The 21,347-nt window shown below is 63.6% G+C and carries 20 protein-coding genes; 13 read left to right on the top strand and 7 right to left on the bottom strand.

The annotated features are described in order from the left end of the window. Positions 1-3: 3 nt before the first annotated feature. Positions 4-1,128, top strand: coding sequence for a putative zinc-binding metallopeptidase (locus LBW87_RS06950; RefSeq protein ID WP_225200711.1), 1,125 nt, complete (start codon positions 4-6; stop codon positions 1,126-1,128). Here the strand turns inward: LBW87_RS06950 and LBW87_RS06945 are convergent. After that, the gene (locus LBW87_RS06945) at positions 1,122-1,619 is read right to left on the bottom strand and encodes a spore coat U domain-containing protein (protein WP_225200710.1); all 498 of its coding nucleotides are present in this window, start codon (positions 1,617-1,619) and stop codon (positions 1,122-1,124) included. The two genes, LBW87_RS06950 and LBW87_RS06945, sit on opposite strands and share 7 nt — an antisense overlap. A 255-nt stretch (positions 1,620-1,874) precedes the next feature. Beyond that, positions 1,875-3,215 carry an MFS transporter gene (locus LBW87_RS06940; protein ID WP_225200709.1) on the bottom strand — a complete coding sequence of 447 codons (1,341 nt, stop codon included), beginning with the start codon at positions 3,213-3,215 and terminating at the stop codon, positions 1,875-1,877. A gap of 154 nt (positions 3,216-3,369) precedes the next feature. On the opposite strand from LBW87_RS06940, the gene cyoA reads away from it, so the two are divergent. The 12 genes from cyoA (at position 3,370) to LBW87_RS06880 (ending at position 17,765) form a co-directional block, all read left to right on the top strand. Beyond that, positions 3,370-4,299, top strand: coding sequence for a ubiquinol oxidase subunit II (gene cyoA / locus LBW87_RS06935; protein ID WP_225200708.1), 930 nt, complete (start codon positions 3,370-3,372; stop codon positions 4,297-4,299). An 87-nt stretch (positions 4,300-4,386) separates the two neighbouring features. Then, on the top strand, positions 4,387-6,390 hold the full coding sequence (gene cyoB, locus LBW87_RS06930; RefSeq protein ID WP_225200707.1) for a cytochrome o ubiquinol oxidase subunit I: 2,004 nt from the start codon (positions 4,387-4,389) through the stop codon (positions 6,388-6,390). After that, positions 6,383-7,009, top strand: a complete 627-nt coding sequence (cyoC, locus tag LBW87_RS06925; protein ID WP_225200706.1) for a cytochrome o ubiquinol oxidase subunit III — start codon at positions 6,383-6,385, stop codon at positions 7,007-7,009. Before cyoB ends, cyoC begins: the two co-directional genes overlap by 8 nt. After that, the gene (gene cyoD, locus LBW87_RS06920) at positions 7,006-7,491 is read left to right on the top strand and encodes a cytochrome o ubiquinol oxidase subunit IV (RefSeq protein WP_225200705.1); all 486 of its coding nucleotides are present in this window, start codon (positions 7,006-7,008) and stop codon (positions 7,489-7,491) included. Before cyoC ends, cyoD begins: the two co-directional genes overlap by 4 nt. After that, complete coding sequence (locus LBW87_RS06915; RefSeq protein WP_225200704.1) at positions 7,488-8,327, top strand: SURF1 family protein; 840 nt, start codon at positions 7,488-7,490, stop codon at positions 8,325-8,327. Before cyoD ends, LBW87_RS06915 begins: the two co-directional genes overlap by 4 nt. Beyond that, a complete protein-coding gene (locus tag LBW87_RS06910) occupies positions 8,324-9,706 on the top strand; it encodes an ATP-binding protein (protein WP_225200703.1) in 1,383 nt (460 codons plus the stop codon). The genes LBW87_RS06915 and LBW87_RS06910 overlap by 4 nt, the downstream gene beginning before the upstream one ends. A 112-nt stretch (positions 9,707-9,818) precedes the next feature. After that, entirely contained in the window at positions 9,819-10,355 is a 537-nt protein-coding gene (locus LBW87_RS06905; RefSeq protein ID WP_225200702.1) for a response regulator transcription factor, read from the top strand. 147 nt (positions 10,356-10,502) lie between these two features. Beyond that, positions 10,503-11,654, top strand: a complete 1,152-nt coding sequence (locus tag LBW87_RS06900; RefSeq protein ID WP_225200884.1) for an ABC transporter substrate-binding protein — start codon at positions 10,503-10,505, stop codon at positions 11,652-11,654. 13 nt (positions 11,655-11,667) lie between these two features. Continuing rightward, complete coding sequence (locus tag LBW87_RS06895) at positions 11,668-13,557, top strand: ABC transporter permease (RefSeq protein WP_225200701.1); 1,890 nt, start codon at positions 11,668-11,670, stop codon at positions 13,555-13,557. Beyond that, entirely contained in the window at positions 13,554-14,324 is a 771-nt protein-coding gene (locus LBW87_RS06890; protein ID WP_225200700.1) for an ABC transporter ATP-binding protein, read from the top strand. Before LBW87_RS06895 ends, LBW87_RS06890 begins: the two co-directional genes overlap by 4 nt. Before the next feature lie 143 nt (positions 14,325-14,467). Continuing rightward, positions 14,468-16,117, top strand: coding sequence for a histidine kinase famiy protein (locus tag LBW87_RS06885; protein WP_225200699.1), 1,650 nt, complete (start codon positions 14,468-14,470; stop codon positions 16,115-16,117). A gap of 262 nt (positions 16,118-16,379) precedes the next feature. Continuing rightward, on the top strand, positions 16,380-17,765 hold the full coding sequence (locus tag LBW87_RS06880; protein ID WP_225200698.1) for a PLP-dependent aminotransferase family protein: 1,386 nt from the start codon (positions 16,380-16,382) through the stop codon (positions 17,763-17,765). A gap of 36 nt (positions 17,766-17,801) precedes the next feature. Here the strand turns inward: LBW87_RS06880 and LBW87_RS06875 are convergent, their stop codons facing one another. The 5 genes from LBW87_RS06875 to LBW87_RS06855 form a co-directional block, all read right to left on the bottom strand. Next, the gene (locus tag LBW87_RS06875; protein WP_225200697.1) at positions 17,802-18,569 is read right to left on the bottom strand and encodes an alpha/beta fold hydrolase; all 768 of its coding nucleotides are present in this window, start codon (positions 18,567-18,569) and stop codon (positions 17,802-17,804) included. 102 nt (positions 18,570-18,671) lie between these two features. Beyond that, complete coding sequence (locus LBW87_RS06870) at positions 18,672-19,436, bottom strand: anti-sigma factor family protein (protein ID WP_225200696.1); 765 nt, start codon at positions 19,434-19,436, stop codon at positions 18,672-18,674. After that, positions 19,433-19,945: a sigma-70 family RNA polymerase sigma factor gene (locus LBW87_RS06865; RefSeq protein ID WP_225200695.1), complete on the bottom strand. Its 513-nt coding sequence runs from the start codon at positions 19,943-19,945 to the stop codon at positions 19,433-19,435. The genes LBW87_RS06870 and LBW87_RS06865 overlap by 4 nt, the downstream gene beginning before the upstream one ends. Positions 19,946-20,145: 200 nt before the next feature. After that, entirely contained in the window at positions 20,146-20,352 is a 207-nt protein-coding gene (locus tag LBW87_RS06860) for a hypothetical protein (RefSeq protein WP_008118782.1), read from the bottom strand. A gap of 129 nt (positions 20,353-20,481) precedes the next feature. Next, entirely contained in the window at positions 20,482-21,234 is a 753-nt protein-coding gene (locus tag LBW87_RS06855) for a lysozyme inhibitor LprI family protein (RefSeq protein WP_225200694.1), read from the bottom strand. Positions 21,235-21,347: the final 113 nt, after the last annotated feature.

Raw genomic sequence — 21,347 nt, 5'->3', positions numbered from 1 at the left:
ACCGTGAAAACCTTCCATTGCGACAATTGTGACGCCCAGGTGTTCTTCGAGAATACCTTCTGCGGCAGCTGCGGCTGGATGCTGGGCTACCAGCCGGAACTGCAGGCCATCAACAGCTACCTGCCGCTCGACGAGAATAATGGGCAATCAGGCTCGACGCCGGCAGTGCAGCGCTGGCGCAGCGTACGAGCGGTCAACCAGGGGCGCGTGTTTCGCCAGTGCGCGAATTACTCGCGCCAGAATATCTGCAACTGGATGATCGACGAGCAGGACCCCAACGAGCTATGCGCCTCGTGCCGCCTGACGCGTGTGATCCCGTCGTTGGACGACGAGCGCAACCGGGTGCTGTGGGGCCGCCTCGAGACGGCCAAGCGACGCCTGCTGCATTCGATGTGGACGCTGCGCCTGCAGCCGGTGCCCAAGGTCGATGACCAGGAAACCGGCCTGGCCTTCGAGTTCCTGGAGGACATGCCGCACGGCGAGCGGGTGTTGACGGGGCACGCCGATGGCGTCATCACGATCAATATCGCCGAGGCCGATCCGGCATACCGCGAACGCGCCCGCGAGCAGATGGCCGAGCCTTATCGCACGTTGCTGGGGCATTTTCGTCACGAGAGCGGTCACTATTACTTTGACCGGCTGGTGGTCGGCACGGGATGGCTGGAGCCGTTTCGCGCCTTGTTCGGCGACGAGCGCCAGGATTATGGCGACAGCCTGCAGCGCCACTACGACCAGGGGCCGCCTGAGCAATGGAACGAGCGTTTCGTCAGCTCCTACGCCAGCAGCCATCCTTGGGAAGACTGGGCCGAGACCTGGGCGCATTACCTGCACATGTTCGATACGCTGGAAACTGCGTTTGCCTGCGGCATGCAGCTGCGTCCGCGCAACCGCACCGAGCAGAGGCTGGAGATCGCCCGGCCACCGGCGGAAACCCGCTCATTCGACGAGCTGGCCCACGAGTGGTTTGCGCTGACCTATGTGCTCAACAGCCTCAATCGCAGCATCGGCATGCCGGACTCGTATCCGTTTACGCTATCGACGCCGGTGCTGGACAAGCTGCGGTTCGTGCATAACGTGGTCACGCAGCCGGCGCCGACCCAACAGATCGATCAATCGGCCAGTCAGTAGGTGAGGGTGACGGTCACGGTATCGGTATAGGTATCGGCCGCTGGCGCCTGGCCGCCAGCGATGCGGCCATAGACGGTAATGTTTTGCAGCAGGCCGGTGGCGGTGGCGGCCAGGGTATCGGTGCCGATTGACGAACCCCACAGGCTGGTGCGGGCGGCGTTGCGGTAGAGCGCGTAGTTGAGCTGCCCGCCACCGAGTCCGGTGAGCTTGCGCACCGCGGTGGTGGCGCCGGTGCCGCTACCGGCATCCAGGCCCACGTTGTAGCTGGTGCCGAAGGTGCAGATCACCGTGATGTTGCCGGTCTGGTCGACCTGGGTGCTGCTATAGGTGCCGAATGCGATGGTCGACCCCACCACCAGGCACACGGAGAGCACCGATGATCCGACGCTTAAGCTGCCCACGCCATTGGCCGCTGTGGCCGGTGCGGTGGTATTCATGGCCAGCACGAACGCCAGCGGCAGGCACATCGCTTTGAACTTGCTGTTTTTCATTTTCGTTTCCCCTGGCCGGGCTAGTGGCGTCACGCCACGCTGTTCGTCGACAGCACTTTTCCCCGACATCTCAACTGTAAGGACGGTGTCAGGCGGCAAGAATCAGGGTTTCTCCTAGTCGGCGCGTATTTAGGGTCAGGGTTCTCCTGAATTGGCACCAAAACGCACATCGGCGTCGCTAAAAACAACACTCCCAAAGAAAAATGCCCGGAGCACAGGCCCCGGGCATTTTCATTCCGACTTGCGATACCGGCGTCAGTCGCGCGCCTCCAGCGCCCGGTTCAGACTCAGTGCGGCGAGCGAGCCGACGGCGCCCGACAACAGGTAGAAGCTGACGTAGGCCATGCCGAAGTGCGCCGACAGGCCCAGTGCGACCAGGGGTGCAAAACCGGCGCCCACCAGCCAGGCCAGATCCTGCGTCAGCGCCGCACCGGTGTAGCGGAAGCGACGCTGGAAGTTGGCCGTCACGGCGCCGGCAGCCTGGCCGTACGACAGGCCAAGCAAGGCAAAGCCCAGCAGGATGAAGGTGTTCTGGCCATGTTCGCCGCCGTTCATCAGGGTCGGCACGAAGGCGCTCAGCACCGCAATCAGCAGGGCCAGCGTGCCCAGCGTGGTGCGCCGGCCGAAGCGGTCGGCCACCAGACCTGACACCACGATGCCGACGGCCATGATGAAGCCGCCGAGAATCTGCACCGTCAGGAACCCGGCCAGCTCACGCAGCGAATACAACTTGATCCACGACAGCGGGAACACCGTCACCAGGTGGAACAGTGCGTAGCTGGCGAGGGCGGCCAGGGCGCCGATGACGATATTGCGGCCCTGCGTGCGGGTCAGCTCGCCGATGCTGGCCGGCTCCAGTTCGCGTTCGTCCAGCAGCTTGGCATACTCGGGTGTGGAGACCAGGCGCAGGCGGGCAAACAGCGCCACGACGTTGATGGCGAAAGCAACATAAAAAGGATAACGCCAGCCCCAATCCAGGAAATCTTCCGTGGTAAGATTCGCCAGCATGTAGGCGAACAGGCTGGCCGCGATGATAAATCCGATCGGCGCACCAAGCTGGCCCAGTGCGGCATACCAGCCGCGTTTGTTTTCGGGGGCGTTCAGGGCCAGCAGCGAAGGCAATCCGTCCCAGGCGCCGCCCAGAGCGACACCCTGGCCGACGCGCAGCAGCGACAGCAGCAAGATGGCCCACACACCTATATGATCATAAGTTGGCAGCAAGGCAATACCCGCCGTTGAAAGACCAAGCAGGAACAGCGCCAGCGTCAGCTTCACCTCACGTCCGTACGCCCGCTGTATCGCCATGAAAATCACCGTGCCGAAAGGCCGGGCGAGGAACGCAAACGCAAAGATCACAAAAGCGTAAAGCGTGCCCTCAAGCTTCTGTTCGAAGGGGAAGAAGATGGCCGGGAACACTACTACCGACGCTAACGCATATACAAAGAAGTCGAAATATTCGGACGCTCGTCCGATGACTACGCCAACGGCAATTTCGCCGGGCTCGATGACCGCATGATCGCGGCTCGAAGGGGGGGTGTCGGGATGCGGCTTGAATTCGCCGGAACCTTGACCGTTGCGGATACTGGTGCTTGCCATGGCTTGTCTCCCACTGTTAGAGGTTTAGTCGCAGTACGAAAATCCCATCCTGGCTGTGGCTGTATGACAGGGTGGGACAAAACGTCCAATCGCCAACACACTTTATTGCCGTTACATTAGCATGCTCTGCTACATACGACTGGACTTTTCCTCCATGGTTTCTCAAAAACTGCGTCGCGGTTTGCTTCTGCTGCCGGCCCTGCTGTTGGCAGGGTGCAACACTGTCGTGTTGAACCCGTCTGGCGATATTGCTTCCCAACAGGGACGCCTGATCGTCATTTCCACCATCCTGATGTTGCTGATCATCGTTCCGGTGCTCGTGCTGATCGTGCTGTTTGCCTGGCGTTATCGCAAGAGCAACACCTCGGCGCCCTACGAGCCCGACTGGGATCACTCGACCAAGCTCGAACTGATCATCTGGGGCGCGCCCCTGCTGATCATCATCGCGCTGGGCCTGCTGACCTGGATCACGACCCACACGCTGGATCCGTACCGCCCGCTGTCGCGCATCGACGCCGAGCGTCCGATCCCGCCGCAGACCAAGACCCTGAAGGTCGAAGTGGTGGCACTGGACTGGAAGTGGCTGTTCATCTATCCGGAACAAGGCATCGCCACCGTCAATGAACTGGCGGCACCGGTCGATGTGCCGATCGAGTTCAAGATCACCGCCTCCAACGTGATGAATTCGTTCTTCATCCCGGCGCTGGCAGGACAGATCTACGCGATGCCAAGCATGGAAACCAAGCTGCACGCCGTCATCAACAAGGCGGGCGAGTACGAAGGTTTCTCGGCCAACTACAGCGGCGCCGGCTTCTCGCACATGCGCTTCAAGTTCCATGGCCTGGACCAGCAAGGTTTCGACGACTGGGTCAAGAAGGCCAAGGCAGAGAGCGGCACCATGAAGCGCGCCGACTACCTGCAACTGGAAAAGCCCAGCGAACGTGAACCGGCCCGCCTGTTCGGTACCGTTGACGCCGGCCTGTTCCACGACATCGTCAATCGCTGCGTCGAGCCCAACACGGTCTGCCTGAACAAGCAGATGTCTACCGACTTGAACGTGAAGCCCGGCCAGAAGCATGAGTGAGTGTTGTGAACCTGGCGTTCGCACTGGCGGCAATGGCGTGGCAACACGCCGCCGCGCCGAATTTTCCTTTTTCCCCGGGAAGTAAAGATGTCTGACAATTTTGACTTGATAAAGCTGATCTTCGGCCGTCTCAGTCTGGAAGCGATTCCACTGCACGAGCCGATCCTGCTAGCAACCTTCGCCATGGTCGCCATCGGCGGTGCCGTGGTGCTGGGCCTGCTGACCAAATATCGCCTGTGGGGCATGCTCTGGCGCGACTGGTTCACCAGTATCGACCACAAGCGCATCGGTATCATGTACATCATCCTGGCCATCATCATGCTGCTGCGCGGCTTTGCCGATGCGCTGATGATGCGTGCCCAGCAAGCGATCGCCTTCGGCGACAATCCCGGCTTCCTGCCGCCGCATCACTACGACCAGGTCTTCACCGCCCACGGCGTGATCATGATCTTCTTCGTGGCCATGCCGCTGGTGACGGGCCTGATGAACTACGTCATCCCGCTGCAGATCGGCGCGCGCGACGTGGCTTTCCCGTTCCTCAACAACTTCAGCTTCTGGATGACCACCTTCGGCGCGCTGCTGGTGATGGCCTCGCTGTTCGTGGGCGAATTCGCCCGCACCGGCTGGCTGGCGTATCCGCCGCTGTCGGGCATCCTGTTCAGTCCTGATGTGGGGGTCGACTACTATATATGGGCCTTGCAGGTGGCCGGGGTAGGGACCTTGCTCTCCGGCATCAACCTGGTGGTGACCATCGTCAAGATGCGCGCCCCGGGCATGAACATGATGAAGATGCCGGTCTTCACCTGGACCTCGCTGTGCACCAACGTGTTGATCGTGGCCGCCTTCCCGGTGCTGACCGCCGTGCTGGCGATGCTGTCGATGGACCGCGTGTTCGGCACCAACTTCTTCACCAACGACCTGGGCGGCAACGCCATGATGTACGTGAACCTGATCTGGATCTGGGGTCACCCCGAGGTCTACATCCTGGTTCTGCCAGCGTTCGGTATCTTCTCTGAAATCGTCTCGACCTTCAGCGGCAAGCGCCTGTTCGGTTACACCTCGATGGTCTACGCCACCGTGGTCATCACCATCCTGTCGTACCTGGTCTGGCTGCACCACTTCTTCACCATGGGTTCGGGTGCCAGTGTGAACTCGTTCTTCGGCATCACCACGATGATCATCTCGATCCCGACTGGCGCCAAGATCTTCAACTGGCTGTTCACCATGTACCGCGGTCGTATCCGCTTCGAAGTCCCGATGCTGTGGACCATCGGTTTCATGATCACCTTCGTCATCGGTGGCATGACCGGCGTGCTGCTGGCGGTGCCGCCAGCCGACTTCGTGCTGCACAACAGCCTGTTCCTGATTGCTCACTTCCACAACGTGATCATCGGCGGCGTCGTGTTCGGTATGTTTGCCGGTATCAACTTCTGGTTCCCGAAGGCCTTCGGCTTCAAGCTCAACGATTTCTGGGGCCGTTGCTCGTTCTGGTTCTGGCTGGTCGGTTTCTACCTGGCCTTCATGCCGCTGTACGTGCTGGGCCTGATGGGCGTGACCCGTCGCCTGAGCCACTTCGACGATCCGTCGCTGCAGATCTGGTTCGTTGCCGCCGCCCTGGGCGCTGGCCTGATCGCACTGGGTATCGCTTCGTTCATCATCCAGATCGGCGTGTCGATTCGCGACCGCAAGAAGCTGGCCGATGTCACCGGCGACCCTTGGGATGCGCGTACCCTGGAATGGTCGACTTCGTCGCCACCACCGGCCTACAACTTCGCCTTCACGCCGGTGGTGCATGACAACGACGCCTGGACCGACATGAAGAAGCACGGCTATCAGCGTCCGCTGGATCAATTCGTGGACATCCACATGCCCAAGAACACGGGCGCCGGTTTCATCATTGCAGCCCTGGCAGCAGTGCTTGGTTTCACCCTGATCTGGCACATGTGGCTGCCTGCCGCAGTGTTCTTCGCCGCGTTGGTCGTGGTCACTATCGTCCATACCTTCAATTACAACCGCGACTACTACATTCCGGCCGACGAAGTCGTCCGTGTGGAAGCAGAACGCACTCGCCTGTTGAGCAGCCATGTCTGAAGCCATTAACACCACGGCCGGCGCGACGCCAAGCTCGCGCTTTTTCACCCGCCATCATCATCCGGAGAACGGCACCCTGCTGGGCTTCTGGATCTACCTGATGAGCGATTGCCTGATCTTCGCCTGCCTGTTTGCGACCTACGCCGTACTGGGCCGCAACTACGCCGGCGGCCCGACCGGCGCCGAACTGTTCGACTTGCCGCTGGTCGCGCTCAACACCGCGCTGCTGCTGCTGTCGTCGATCACCTACGGTTTCGCCATGCTGGCGATGCAAGCCAAGAAGAAGCAGAACACGCTGGTCTGGCTGGCCATCACCGGCCTGCTGGGCGCCGGCTTCATCTACTTCGAACTGTACGAGTTCCTGCACCTGATCCACGAAGGCGCAGGTCCGGCCCGTAGCGGTTTCCTGACCTCGTTCTTCGCCCTGGTCGGTACCCACGGCCTGCACGTCTCGTTCGGCATCATCTGGCTGGTCGTGCTGCTGTTCCAGATCAACAAGCATGGCCTGACGCCTGAAAACGGCCGTCGCCTGATGTGCCTGTCGATGTTCTGGCACTTCCTGGACGTGGTCTGGATCGGTGTCTTCACCTTTGTTTATCTGATGGGAGTCCTGCCATGAGTCGCGGCCACCAAGAACACCCGGCCCGCCCGATGGGCCACCATGATGAAGATCATCACGGCCACGAAGATCACACCGCCCATGGCTCGATGAAGGACTACGTCATCGGCTTCGTGCTGGCAGTGCTGTTGACCGCCATCCCGTTCTGGCTGGTGATGACCAAGGCCATCGAGAGCTCGTCGACGATGGGCCTGGTGCTGCTGGCGTTTGCGGCAGTCCAGATCGTGGTGCACATCGTGTACTTCCTGCACATGAACAGCAAGTCCGAAGGCGGCTGGAACATGCTGGCGCTGATCTTCACCGTGGTCATCGTCGGCATCACGCTGGCCGGCTCGCTGTGGGTCATGTATCACATGAATCACAACATGATGCCAACCATGTCGCCTGAACACATGGGCAATGAAACCGTTCCGCAATCGATGCAGCAGCAGATGCAGAACATGCCCGGCATGCAACACGGCGCCGCGCCCGCAGCAAAATGAGCCAGACGCCAACTAATGGCGTGCAGCAAGGCAAACAGCCCGCGCAAGCGGGCTCGAAATCCCGCTCGAAGACCAGCCTGATCCTGCTGGCCCTTGGTGCGGGATTTTTGTTTGTCGTGTTCGCCGCGCTGGGAACCTGGCAGGTCTATCGCCTGCAATGGAAACTGGATCTGATCGCCAAGGTCGACGCCCGGGTCCACGCCGCGCCGACACCGGCGCCGGCCAGCCCGCAATGGCCGCAGATATCCGCGGCCAACGACGAGTACCGCCGCGTCACGCTGACCGGGCGTTACCTGTACAGCAAGACCGTCGCGGTGCAGGCCACCACCGAGCTGGGCAGCGGCTCCTGGCTGCTGACGCCCTTGCAGACCGATGCCGGCGAGCTGGTGCTGGTCAATCGCGGTTTCGTCTCGATTGCGCCGATCCGCCTCATCGCCAGCACCGCGCCGGATGCCCAGACGCCCTCCAGCGTCACCGGCCTGTTGCGCATGAGCGAGACCGGTGGCGGCTTCCTGCGCGAGAACGCAGCGGCCGAGAACCGCTGGTATTCGCGTGATGTGCAGGCCATCGCCACGGCCCGCGGGCTGGGCGCCGTGGCGCCGTACTTCGTCGATGCCGATCGCGCCTCGGCGCAAGCCAATGCCGCCAGCGCGCCGGATGCCGAGAAGCCGGTCGGCGGCCTGACCGTGATCGCCTTCCACAACAGCCACCTGGTCTATGCGCTGACCTGGTATGCGCTGGCCCTGATGATCGCCGCAGCCGGTTTCTGGGTGGTGCGCGATGAGCGTCGCCGGGCCCGGGCAAGCGGCGAGGCAAGAGGGCAAGTAGCGGCATGAGCGAGAGTGCGCCAGCGACCGCAGGACGTTCGCGCACGCTCAAGGAGCGCTGGCAGCGGCTGCGCCAGGTGCAGGAAAACCCGGCCGGCCACAAGAACATGCTGCTGCTCATCCAGCTGCGCTGGCTGGCCGTGCTGGGACAGGTCTCGACCATCGCCTTCGTGGTGCTGGTGCTGGAGATCCACCTGCCAATGCCGCACATGCTGGAGGTGCTGTCCTGCCTGATCGCCTTCAACATCGCCAGCCACCTGCGCTGGCACGAGCGGCGCCTGGTCACCAACGCCGAGCTGTTCCTGGCGCTGATGGTGGATGTGGGCGTGCTCACGCTGCAGCTGTACCTGAGCGGCGGCATCACCAATCCGTTCGCCTTCCTGTACCTGATGCAGATCATCCTGGGTGCGGTGCTGCTCAAGCCCTGGTCGAGCTGGGCCATCGTCGCCATCACCATGGCGTGCCTGGCCGGCCTGGCCCTGTTTTCAGAGCCGCTGGCGCTGCCGCCCGACCATCGCAACGGCCTCTTCAGCCTGTATGTCGAAGGCACGCTGATCTGCTTCCTGCTCAATGCCGGGCTGATGGTGTTTTTCATTACCCGCATCAACAGCAACCTGCGTGCCGGTGACGCCTTGCTGGCCGACTTGCGCCAGCGCGCCGCCGAAGAAGACCATATCGTGCGCATGGGCCTGCTGGCATCGGGCGCGGCGCATGAGCTGGGCACGCCGCTGGCGACCGTATCGGTGATCCTGGGCGACTGGCGGCGCATGCCCGAGATCAGCCAGCGCGCCGAATTGCTCGACGACATCACCGAAATGGAAGCGCAGTTGCAGCGCTGCAAGGCCATCGTCAGCGGCGTGCTGCTGTCGGCGGGCGAGGCGCGCGGCGAATTCTCGGTCAAGACCACGCTCAACACCTTCCTCGATACGGTCGCCGAAGACTGGCGGCAATCACGGCCGGTGGAGCAGTTCGACTACCGCAACCAGGTCGAGCAGGATGTGCCGGTAGCCTTCGACTCGGCCATCAAGCAGATGCTGGGCAACGTGCTCGACAATGCCTTCGAGGTCTCGCCGCAATGGCTGGCGCTGGACGTACGCTGCGAAGGCGATCTGCTGCTCATGGAGGTGTCCGACCGTGGCCCTGGTTTTCCGGAATGGATGATCAACCAGATCGGCAAGCCCTATCAATCGACCAAGGGCAAGCCGGGGCGGGGCCTGGGCCTGTTCTTCGTGGTCAATGTGGCGCGCAAGCTGGGGGGCAGCATCCGCGCCCGCAATCTGGCGCAGGGTGGGGCGGTGGTGCGGCTGACGCTGCCGCTGTCGGCCATCAGCCTGGCGCCGCCAGCGGACCCGGCCGGCCCCACTGAGGCCTCATCGCCGCCGGCTTGATGCCAGCTTGATGCCGGTCAAGGCGGGCATCACACCTTTGTGTGCTTCTCAAAATCCGATTCCGCAATACAATAGCGGGTTGTGATAGTAGAAACACAGAGGAAACTCCCCCATGCCGGCCGAACGCCTGCTCCTGATCATCGAGGATGATGCCGCCTTTGGTCGCACCCTGAGCCGCTCCTTCGAGCGTCGTGGTTACACCGTACTCCAAGCCAGCAACCAGGATGAAGCCGCCGCACACCTGAAGCAGCACAATCCCGGCTACGCGGTAGTCGATCTCAAGTTGAGCAGCAACGCCTCGGGCCTGGCCTGCGTGCAGATGCTGCATGCCCACGACGAGGCGATGCTGATCGTGGTGCTGACCGGCTTTGCCAGCATCACCACTGCAGTCGAGGCGATCAAGCTGGGCGCCTGCCAATACCTGGCCAAGCCCTCCAACACCGACGACATCGAAGCCGCCTTCGGCCACGTCGCCGGCATGTCCGACGTCGAGTTGCCGGCGCGCGCCACCTCGATCAAGACGCTGGAGTGGGAGCGCATCCACGAGGTGCTGGTCGAGACCGATTTCAACATCTCCGAAACTGCCCGCCGGCTCGGCATGCACCGTCGTACCCTGGCCCGCAAGCTGGAGAAGCAACGCATCAAGTAAGCCCGGCCCGAATCCTGATCAGCGGTTATCATTACGCCAAAATTTTCTGTGCATCCGACTGCATAAAGAGGAAACCACGTGACGCATCGACCTTTTCGACTGTTCCAGCGCGGCCTGTTGCTGGCCGCCACGGCCAGCGCCCTGACCATGTCAGGCAGCGCCCAGGCGCAAGCCACCATCAAGATCGGCGAGATCAACAGCTACAAGGCGCAACCGGCTTTTCTGGAGCCGTACCGCCGTGGCTGGGAGCTGGCGCAGGAAGAGATCAATGCGGCCGGCGGCGTGCTGGGCCGGCCGATCGAGGTGATCGCGCGGGACGACAACGGCAATCCGGGCGACTCGGTGCGGGTGGCCGAAGAGTTGATGGCGCGCGAGCGGGTGGCGCTGTTGTTCGGCGGCTTCCTGTCCAATACCGGTTTGGCGCTGACCGACTATGCCAAGCAGCACAAGGTGTTCTTCCTGGCTGCCGAGCCGCTGACCGACAAGATCGTCTGGCAGAACGGCAACAAGTACACCTATCGCTTGCGCCCATCCACCTCCATGCTGGTGACGTCGGTGGTGCGCGAAGCGGTCAAGCTGAAGAAGAAGCGCTGGGCGCTGGTGTATCCCAACTATGAATACGGTCAATCGGCGGTCGCCAGTTTCAAGACCCTGATGAAGCAGGCCCAGCCGGATGTCGAATTCGTGGTCGAGCAGGCGCCGCCGCTGGGCAAGATCGACGCCGGTGCCGTGACCCAGGCGCTGGCTGACGCCAAGCCCGACGCCATCTTCAATGCCCTGTTTGCAGCTGACCTAGGCAAGTTCGTGCGCGAAGGCAATACCCGTGGCTTGTTCGATGGCCGCGAAGTGGTGTCGCTGCTGACTGGCGAACCCGAATACCTCGACCCGTTGCGGGCCGAAGCGCCGACCAACTGGATCGTCACCGGCTATCCCTGGTACGCCATCAATACCCCCGAGCACAAGAAGTTCGTCGATGCCTATCGCAAGAAATTCAACGATTATCCACGCAATGGGTCGCTGGTCGGCTACAGCGCGCTGATGTCGATTGCCGCCGGCATCAAGAAGGCCGGTTCGGTCGATGCCGACAAGCTGGCCGCGGCCTTCTCCGGCCTGCAGGTGGACACGCCGGTGGCCCGCATCACCTATCGTCCCCAGGACCATCAATCGACGCTGGGCGCCTTCGTCGGCCGCACCGGCCAGAAGGATGGTCGCGGCATCATGACCAGCTTCACTTATGTGGATGGCGCGGCACTGCAGTTGCCTGACGCCGAGGTCAAGAAGCTGCGTTCGGCAGACTGAGCGGGCCGCGCTCATGACCCTGGCCAGCCTGGCCGTACAGCTGCTCAACGGACTGGCCGACGCCTCGGCCATGTTCCTGGTCGCGGCCGGTTTGTCGCTGATCTTCGGCGTCACCCGCATCGTCAACTTCGCACACGGTTCGTTCTACATGCTGGGCCTGTATCTGGCCTATACGCTGGTCGAACGCCTGGGTGACTCGCTGGGCGGCTACTGGGGCGCCGTGCTGCTGGCGGCGCTGGTCGTGGCCGTCATCGGCGCAGTCGTCGAGATGACCATCCTGCGCCGCATCTATCACGCGCCCGAACTGTTCCAGCTGCTGGCTACCTTCGCTCTGGTGCTGGTGATCAAGGACGCCGCCCTGTGGCTGTGGGGACCGGAAGACCTGTTCGGTCCGCGCGCTCCCGGCCTGGCCGGCGCGGTGACCGTGCTCGGACGGCGCTTGCCGCAATACGACCTGTTGCTGATGGCGATCGGGCCGCTGGTGCTGGCTTTGCTGTGGCTGCTGCAGCACCGCACCCGCTGGGGCACGCTAGTGCGCGCCGCCACCCAGGACCGCGAGATGCTGGGCGCGCTGGGCGTCAACCAGGCCTGGCTGTTTACCGGCGTGTTCGCGCTCGGTTGTTTCCTGGCCGGACTCGGTGGCGCCTTGCAAGGCCCGCGCCTGCCGGCCAACCTGGCGCTCGACATGGACACCATCGGCAACGCCTTCGTGGTGGTGGTGGTCGGCGGGATGGGATCGATTGGCGGCGCCTTCGCCGCAGCCCTGCTGATCGCCGAGATCAAGGCCTTGTGCATCGCATTGGGTAATGTGTCGCTGTGGGGTGTCGAGATCTCGCTGTCGCGACTGACGCTGGTGGTGGAGTTCCTGGTGATGGCGGCGATCCTGGTGGTGCGCCCATGGGGCCTGCTGGGCCAGCCGCTGGCCGCAGCCCGCAGCAGCGTCGCTCACGTGCTGCCGCTGCCCGTCATCACGCCAGCGGCACGCCGCTTCGGCCTGCTGCTGATATTGCTGTTGTTGGCGATGCCGCTGGCGGCGACCGCCTTTCCCTATCTGCCGGTGTTGATGATCGAGATCCTGGTGGCGCTGCTGTTTGCCGCCAGCCTGCATTTCATCATGGGCCCGGGTGGCATGGCATCGTTCGGCCACGCCGCCTATTTCGGGCTGGGCGCCTATGCTGCCGCGCTGCTGGCGCAGAAGCTGCATTGGCCATTGGCGGCGGTGCTGGTGGCCGGGCCGCTGGCAGCGATGGCGGCCGCGTTGGTGTGCGGCTGGTTCTGCGTGCGACTGTCGGGCGTCTATCTGGCCATGCTCACGCTGGCCTTCGCGCAGATCGTCTGGGCCGTGATCTTCCAGTGGGATGACGTCACCGGTGGCAGCAATGGCCTGGTCGGATTGCGTGCGCCCGACTGGCTGGCGCAACCGGTGGCGTATTACTACCTGGCGCTGGCCTGTGCGGGTATCGGCGTATGGCTGCTGCAACGGTTGTTGCATGCGCCGTTCGGGCTGGCATTGCGCGCCGCGCGCGACGCCGGGGTGCGCGCCGAGGCGGTCGGCATCGATGTGCGGCGCGTGCAATGGATGGCGTTTGCCGTGGCGGGCCTGTTCTGCGGCCTGGCCGGCGTGTTGTTTGCGTTTTCCAAAGGCAGCATTTCGCCCGAGGTGGCCGGCGTGAATCGCTCCGTCGATGGCCTGGTGATGGTGTTGCTGGGTGGCGTGCAGAGCCTCTTCGGTCCGCTGGCCGGCGCCGCGTTGCTGACCTGGCTGCAAGACCTGGTGGCGCGCGAGACCGATTATTGGCGCGCCGGGCTGGGCCTGATCATTCTGGCGCTGGTGCTGCTGATGCCGGGAGGGCTGTCGGGCCTGTGGCGGCGCGGCAAGGCAGAGGCAGAGGCGCGTTCATGAACCCGTCGCCGGCGTTGCTGCAGGTCAGCCATCTCAGCCGCGCTTATGGCGGCGTCAAGGCGCTCGACGATGTGTCGTTCGCGGTGGCGCCAGGCCAGATGCTGGCGCTGATCGGCCCCAACGGTGCGGGTAAATCGACCTGTTTCAATCTCATCAATGGCCAGATCCGCCCGGACGCCGGCAGCATACGGCTGGCCGGGACCGAGATCGGCGGCCTGGCATCGCGCCAGATCTGGCGCCGTGGCGTGGGGCGAACGTTCCAGATCGCCGCCACCTTCAATTCATTGACCGTACTCGAGAATGTGCAGGCGGCGCTGCTGTCGCATCACCGTCGCCTGTGGCAATGCTGGCGTCCGGCGTCCGGCTTCTATCGCGAGCAGGCCATGCATTTGCTGGAACAGGTCGGCATGGCCGGGCAGGCCGGGCGCACCGCTGCCGTGCTGGCTTACGGCGACGTCAAACGGGTGGAACTGGCGATGGCCTTGTCGAACCAGCCGCGACTGCTGCTGATGGATGAGCCCACCGCCGGCATGGCCGCCCGCGAGCGCGTCGAGCTGATGGCGCTGGTGCGCACCCTGGTCAGCGAGCGGGGGCTGTCGGTGCTGTTTACCGAGCACAGCATGGATGTGGTGTTTGCCTTCGCCGACCGCCTGGTGGTGCTGGCGCGCGGCGGCATCATCGCCGAAGGCGACCCCGAGACCATTCGGCGGGATGAACGGGTGCGCCAGGTCTACTTCGGTTCTGGCGCGACTTTCCAGGCTTCCTGAGTCGATGAGCACTTCTTACTACGGCTGAGCTTTCCGGAAATCAACTGGAACTGCCGACTCGATCACTGTCCAACTGGTAGAACAGCTCATCGTAAAGCGCCGCTACAGGCGTTGATGGGCACAGACAGAGAAAGAGAGGCCCAATGACAAAAGTAAGCTCATCCTTTCCATTGATGCAATCCGCCGGCGAGTTCGGCGACGAGATCGGACTGCGCAGTACGCCCGAAAGAGTCCCGGGCAACGATGATTCGCACGACATCTTCTTCGCCGCCGTCGAACTGACCCGCATGCCCATGATCGTGTCCGATCCGCGTCAGCCGGATTGCCCGATCGTGTTCGTCAACAATGCCTTCATCAACATGACCGGCTATACGCGCGACGAAGTGATCGGTCGCAATTGCCGCTTCCTGCAAGGGCCCGAGACCGATCGCAGCGTGGTCAGGCAGATTGGCCAGGCGGTTGTCGGGCGGCGTGAGATCGCCACCGAGATCCTCAACTATCGCAAGAACGGATCGACCTTCTGGAACGCGTTGTTCGTTTCGCCCGTGTATGACCGGCATGGCGAACTGGTGTACTTCTTCGGCTCGCAGCTGGACATCAGCCGCCGCCGCGACGCCGAGCAGGCGCTGGGCCAGGCGCGCAAGATGGAAGCGCTGGGCCAGTTGACGGGCGGTATCGCGCACGACTTCAACAACCTGCTGCAAGTCATCAGCGGCTATCTCGACATCATCAACCTGACCTTGCGCGGCAACGAGCCTGATCTGTCGCGAGTCACCCGCAGCACCGAGAGCATCCGCAATGCGGCTGGCAAGGCCGCGATGCTGACCCAGCAGTTACTGGCGTTTGCCCGCAAGCAGCGCCTGGAAGGGCGCGCCATCAATCTCAACTCGCTCACCGAGAGCTTTACCGACCTGGTGCGACGCACGCTGGGCGGTGATATCGACCTCAGTACCCAACTGGCGCCGCAACTGTGGAATTGCCGGCTAGATCCGACCCAGATGGAAGTGGCGCTGCTCAACATCCTGATCAATGCCCGCGACGCCATGGACGGCGAGGGCCGGGTGCATATCGAGACCGCCAACGAAGCGCTGGTGCCGGGCGACGGCGAGCGGGCCTTTCAACTGGGCGTGAAGCCTGGCAATTACGTGTCGATCACCATCGTCGACAACGGCCCCGGCATTGCGCCGGACATCCTGCCGCGGGTGATGGATCCGTTCTTCACCACCAAGGAAGAAGGCAAGGGCACCGGCCTGGGCCTGTCGATGGTGTACGGCTTCGTCAAGCAGTCCGGTGGCGCCATCGAAATCAATTCGGGCAAGACCGGCGGCACCACCGTGAAGTTGTACTTCCCGTCGACCCAGGACGAAGTGGGGCATGCATTCGAGGCGGCGCGCCACGCGCCAGAGCAGGGTGGGCGCGAGCATATCCTGGTGGTGGACGACCGGGTCGAGGTGGCCGAACTGGCCCAGGCGATGCTGGAAAGCCTGGGCTACGGCGTGAGCATGGTCAATTCGCCGGCCGACGCCTTGCAACTGCTGCAGGCCGGCACCCACGTCGACCTGTTGTTTACCGACTTGATCATGCCGGGCAGCATCAACGGCGTATTGCTGGCGCGTGAAGCGCGGCGGCTGGCGCCCGACATCAAGGTCTTGCTGACCACCGGCTACGCCAGCGAATCGATCGAGCGGCACGATGCCGACGGCGAATTTGCCGTGATCGCCAAGCCGTATCGGCATGACGAACTGGCGCGCAAGATCCGGATCGTGCTGGATGGGGCGACTGGGGTGACTTGAGCTACGGATGGTGCCGTCACCGACGCATGGGGGCATCAGGGCAGACCACGATTTCAACGAGTCGCCATCATGGATTTGTATGGGGCGGGTTCGTACGGGGCAGTTGACGGGTCCGGCCATGCGTCTCTGCAATACGCCAAAGCTGAAGCTGTTTCCGCTGATGGAAATGTATGGATTTGTGTTTTGGGTTAATCCATACTAATGTCCTGCGTGTGAGCAACAATCCGGACAACTTCCGCACCAAGCATCCCAGGAGACCGCCATGACCCGAAGCGAACACGCCCTTGACTGGGTGAGCGGCTTCACCGCCAACGGCGGCCCGCGCTACCTCCAGATCGTCGAATTCATGGAGCAGGCGATCTCTGACGAGCGCCTGCGTCCTGGCGACCGCTTGCCGCCGCAGCGGTTGCTGGCCGACCACCTGGGGGTCGACCTGACCACGGTCACCCGCGCCTACACCGAGGCGCGCCGTCGCCAGTTGCTCGAAGCCCGGGGTTCGGCAGGCACTTTCATCGCGGCGCCGCAGGTGGATTTGAGCCAGGTGGTCGATCTGTCGATGAACATTCCCCCGCCGCCGGCCGGGATCGATCTTGACGACCTGCTGCGTCAAGGTGTCTCGCAAGTGCTGTTGCATAGCGACGTCGATCTGTTGATGACCTACCACCTGGGTGGCGGCAGCATGGCCGACCGTGAGGCCGGCGCCATGTGGCTGCAGCCGATGCTGGGGGCGGTCGATGTCGGGCAGGTGGTGGTATGCCCCGGGGCGCAGTCGGCGCTGGCCGCGCTGATCCTGGCCCGGAGCGCGCCGGGTGACGTGATCCTGGCCGAGCCGCTGGCTTATCCCGGCTTGCTGTCGGCGGCCAGCCAGCTGGGACGGCGCGTTGCGGCGGTCGAGGTTGACCGCGACGGCATGCTGCCCGAGGCCCTGGCGCTGGCGGCGAGTGTGCACCGGGCACGGCTGGTCTACCTGAATCCGACCTTGCAGAATCCGACCACCCATACCATGCCGCCGGCGCGCCGGGCGGCGCTGGCCGAGGTGGTGCGCCGGCTCGACCTGCGCATCATCGAAGACGATCCCTACTGGCTGTTCAGCGCCCAGGCGCCGCAGCCGATTGCCCACTACGCGCCGCAGCACACTTTCTACGTGTCGACCCTGGCCAAGTGCCTGCTGCCCGGTTTGCGCACCGCCTACGTGGTAGTGCCACAGGGGCCCGAACAGGAAGAAATGTTGAGTGCGCTGCGCTCGTTCGTGTTGATGTCGACGCCGTTGATGACCGCACTGACCACCCAATGGATCCACGACGGCACTGCGGCGGCACTGCTGGAGGGGATCCGGGCCGAGGCCTGGGCGCGCCAGGAACTGGCGCATCGCACTCTGGGCGAGCGCGCCCTGGCCAATGCCGGGGGCATTCATATCTGGAAGGCGCTGCCCGAACACTGGCAGGCTGCCGATTTTGTGCAGAAGGCGCGGGATCAGGGCCTGGCGGTGGTCGCGCAGGACGCCTTCGCCCATCCTGATGCGCCGCCCATGAAGGCGCACATCCGCATTTCGCTGGGCCGTGCGCGCAGCCGCTTCGAACTGGTCAATGCGCTACGACGGCTGGCCGAACTGACGCACCGTCGCAGCCAGCGCCAGGTGGTGGTCTGATCCCAGTGCCATGCTACCTGGCAGCACTTCGCGAGCCTAGTGTGGCGCCTGTTCGGCCGCGTCCAAGATCAGTGTGGCGATTTCATCCGGATGGGACAGCATCGACACATGCGACGAAGCCAGTTCGATGGTCTTGGCCTGCATCCGCTGCGCCAGGAAATGCTCCAGTTCAGGCGAAGTGGTGCGGTCATTGGTCGAGATCGCATACCAGCTCGGCTTGTTGCGCCATGCCGCCTGGGTGGTGCGTGAGGCAAACAGCGTGTCCGAGATGCGACCCTGCACCGCATACAGGGCGCGCGCCTTGACCGGATCCACGTCGCCGGCGAAGTCGCGCATGAATGCCTGCTCGTTGAGCTGGGCATAGCCGTTGGCCTTGACCAGGCCGCTTGAAGCGGGCGGCGTCGGGAAACGCGCTGCCAGTGCGCCATAGTCTTCTCCTGCATCCGGGGCGCGGGCGGCCACATACACCAGGCCGGCCACCTTCGGATCGGTGCCGGCTTCGCTGATGACGGTGCCGGCCCACGAATGGCCGACCAGGATGGTTGGCCCGTCCTGCAGCGCCAGGATACGGCGCGTTGCTTCGACATCGTCGGCCAGCGACGACAGCGGGTTTTGTACCGCAGTGACGTGCATGCCGGCTTTCTGCAAGCGTTCGATCACATCGGTCCAGCACGAGCCATCGGCGTAGGCGCCGTGTACCAGCACCACATTGTGGATAGCCGGCGGGGCCGCTTGCGCCGCGCTCAGTGCAAGCGCAGTGCCGGCTGCCGCGACCAGGTTCTTCAGGAATTGGCGTTCGATCATGATGGAGTCCTAACAAGGGTGGGTGAAAAAAGGGCGAACGGCCCCGACCGCGCCGTTGAGGGCGGTGGCGGACAAGACCGGGATGAAACAGCGGAATGCGCGCTAGGAGAGCGGTCGTTCAGGTTCGACCGCGCGCTGCAGTGGTCGGGTGTCGGGCGAATCGGGGCTGACCACCGCATAGAAGTAACGGCCCTGGCGCCAGTACTGGGTCAGCAATTGGCCATCGCGCCGGTTGCCGCTACCGAAATTGAACAATTCACCAGGGGGACGCAGGTAATAGACGATGGCCTGGCCGCCGCTGTTCTGGTACACCACCATCGCCGCCGGGCCCTTGTCGCTGGCCATCAGGCGCCCACCCACCGGGGTGAATCCGTAGGCGCTGAAGTCGGGCAGCGGTGCGGCCTGTACGAAATGGTGATCGATCCAGCGTTGCAGCCGCGCCGGATCATCGGCCCGCACATCGACCATGGCGGCCCCAGTGCCGCCGGCAAACATCCGATAGGCTTGCGTGGCGTCGGCCATGGGCAGGTAAGTCTGGCGCATGGCCTGGTCGCGCCATTGCCAGCCGCCCACAGCGCCCAGGGAAAGACTCAGCACCAGCGAGGCCGCCACCGCCCATTGCCGGCGTCGGCGCGACTGCAGCTCGCGGCGCAGACGAAAAGGGTCAAGCCGGGCCGGGGTCGGCGAACCCGGCAGCGCTTCGAATGCCGTGCGCAGCTGTTGCGCCTCGGCCTTGAGTTGCTCGACCTGGCGTGCCGCGTCGGCATGCAGGGCCAGGGTCTGTTCGACACTGGCGCGCCGGGCCGGGTCGAGCTGGCCGTCGATGTAGGCGTGCAGATCGGCTTCGTTGGGCAGGTGCTTCGTCATTTCATGATCCGCAGTGGAGAGGCCGGCCGTGCGCCGTCATTGAGTTCGCGCAGGGCGCACCGCGCGCGTGACAGGCGCGACATGACCGTGCCGATGGGAAGGTCGAGGGCATGGGCGGCCTCCTGGTAGGACAGGCCTTCTACCGACACCAGCAGCAGCAAGGCGCGTTGCTCGGGCGTCAGCTTGTTGAAATCGGCCAGGGCCGCACGCGACAGCACGATGTCCTCGGTCGACGGCGCCAGCGCTTCATCGCGGGGCAGCAACAGCGCCAGCAGCCCGGCATAGCGCTTGGTGCGCCGCTGGCTGTCGACGAAGCGCCGATACATGATCTGGAACAGCCACGCCCGCAAATCGCCGTCGGTGTGCTGGCGCCGCCGCGACAGTGCCCGTTCGAGGCACGACTGGACTAGATCGTCGGCGCTGGCCTCGTTGCGCGTGAGCGAGGCGGCAAAACGCCGCAGCCGGGGCATCAGCTCGCGCAAGTCGTCGTCGGTAAAATCTTGGCTCATGGCAATTCGGGCATGCGGGCAGCGCATGGGTTCGTGACTGGTTGCCGGTAAAACGAACGAGCAGTGAGTTTATTCCCGCCGCAGCGAAAATAATGCGCCGGGTTGAACCGGCAAGGGGCATGAGCACCGGGACAGGCGCTATCGGGAAGGGGAGGCAGGGCATGCAGGCAGCCAGGCTGCCCGCCATCAAAAAGCCGGAATCAAGCGGCCAGCGGATGCGCCATACAGCGCTTGGCTGCAGCCAGCAGTTCGGACTCGGCGTCTTCGGCGCTGCGCGCCTGCAGCGGCAACGAACCCCGGCTGACCTCGGCGCGGTTCTTCAGGACCGCAAACGAGCCGCGCCAGCGACCGAACAGGTTGTCGGTCAGGTAGACGATCAGGTAACCATTGAATTCGATTTTTTTCATGATGTTCTCGCTGCGAGTCTCAATGCCCCGGGCAATTCCCGGTTCGGCAATTGAATTATCAACGCAAGCGATATGCCAGGAATGTCATCCGGCAGCGCAACATCTTGTAGGAAAAAACCCCGATTTTGCTCAGCGAACCGCCAACAGGCCATTGCGCGCGTCATTGACGATGATCGACGGCAGCGACCGGCTGTCATTGGCCAGGATCACGGTATCGGTCTCGACGTCCCCGGGCAACGCCAGCAGCCCGATATAACGGCAGTCAGCGCTGCAGGTCAGCCGCACCACGGCATTGCCACGGCTGGTCTCGATGATGTGCTGGCCGTTTTCGATGCCGTAGTAGCGCACGCTCACCAGGGTCCCCCGGTGTTGCTCGTCTTCATAGAAATAGCGCCCTTGTTCTACCCGCAGGTAGTGCGGCCATGGCGCGCTGCCGGGCGGGGCAATGGCGGCGATCTGGCTGCTCGACAACCCCAGCTTGAGCGCCATGCCTGGTGGCGGCATCGCTGGCGCTGGCGCCGTCGCCGGGGTCACGGCAGCCAGCGAGGGCACCGGCGCGGACGCCGGCAATTGCGCTGCGGCTTCCATGGAACCGCTGGCTTGCGCCTGCAACTCGGCCTGGCGTCGCTGATACCAGCTCACCAGGCAGGCGCGGTCGTGGCAGTTGTCCTCGCGCCAGCGCCATTGACGCTCCGAGTCAGCCGTAAAGGCACGGCGGTCGGTGGTCTGCTTGCGGGCGGCGCGATAGGCCTGCCCGAGGCGGTCGTCGGCGGCCGATAACGCCTGGTCGGCGCAGATCGTTTTCTCGTTGGCCGAACCCCCTCGTCGGCAATCGAAGCTGGCCGCTGATGCCGACCGTGGCAGCGATGACGTGGCAGCCATACTTGCCAGGACGAGAAACATGACAATGGCAGGGCGAAGATGATGTCGGCTCATGGTGCGGATCGGTTGCGGTCAGGAAGCGAGGGAGGTATCGGGCACAAGCATGGCATTGG

Origin of the sequence: Herbaspirillum sp. alder98, from assembly GCF_020179755.1 — a bacterium.
Lineage (GTDB): Bacteria > Pseudomonadota > Gammaproteobacteria > Burkholderiales > Burkholderiaceae_D > Herbaspirillum.
This window is presented reverse-complemented; position numbering and strand designations above follow the sequence as displayed.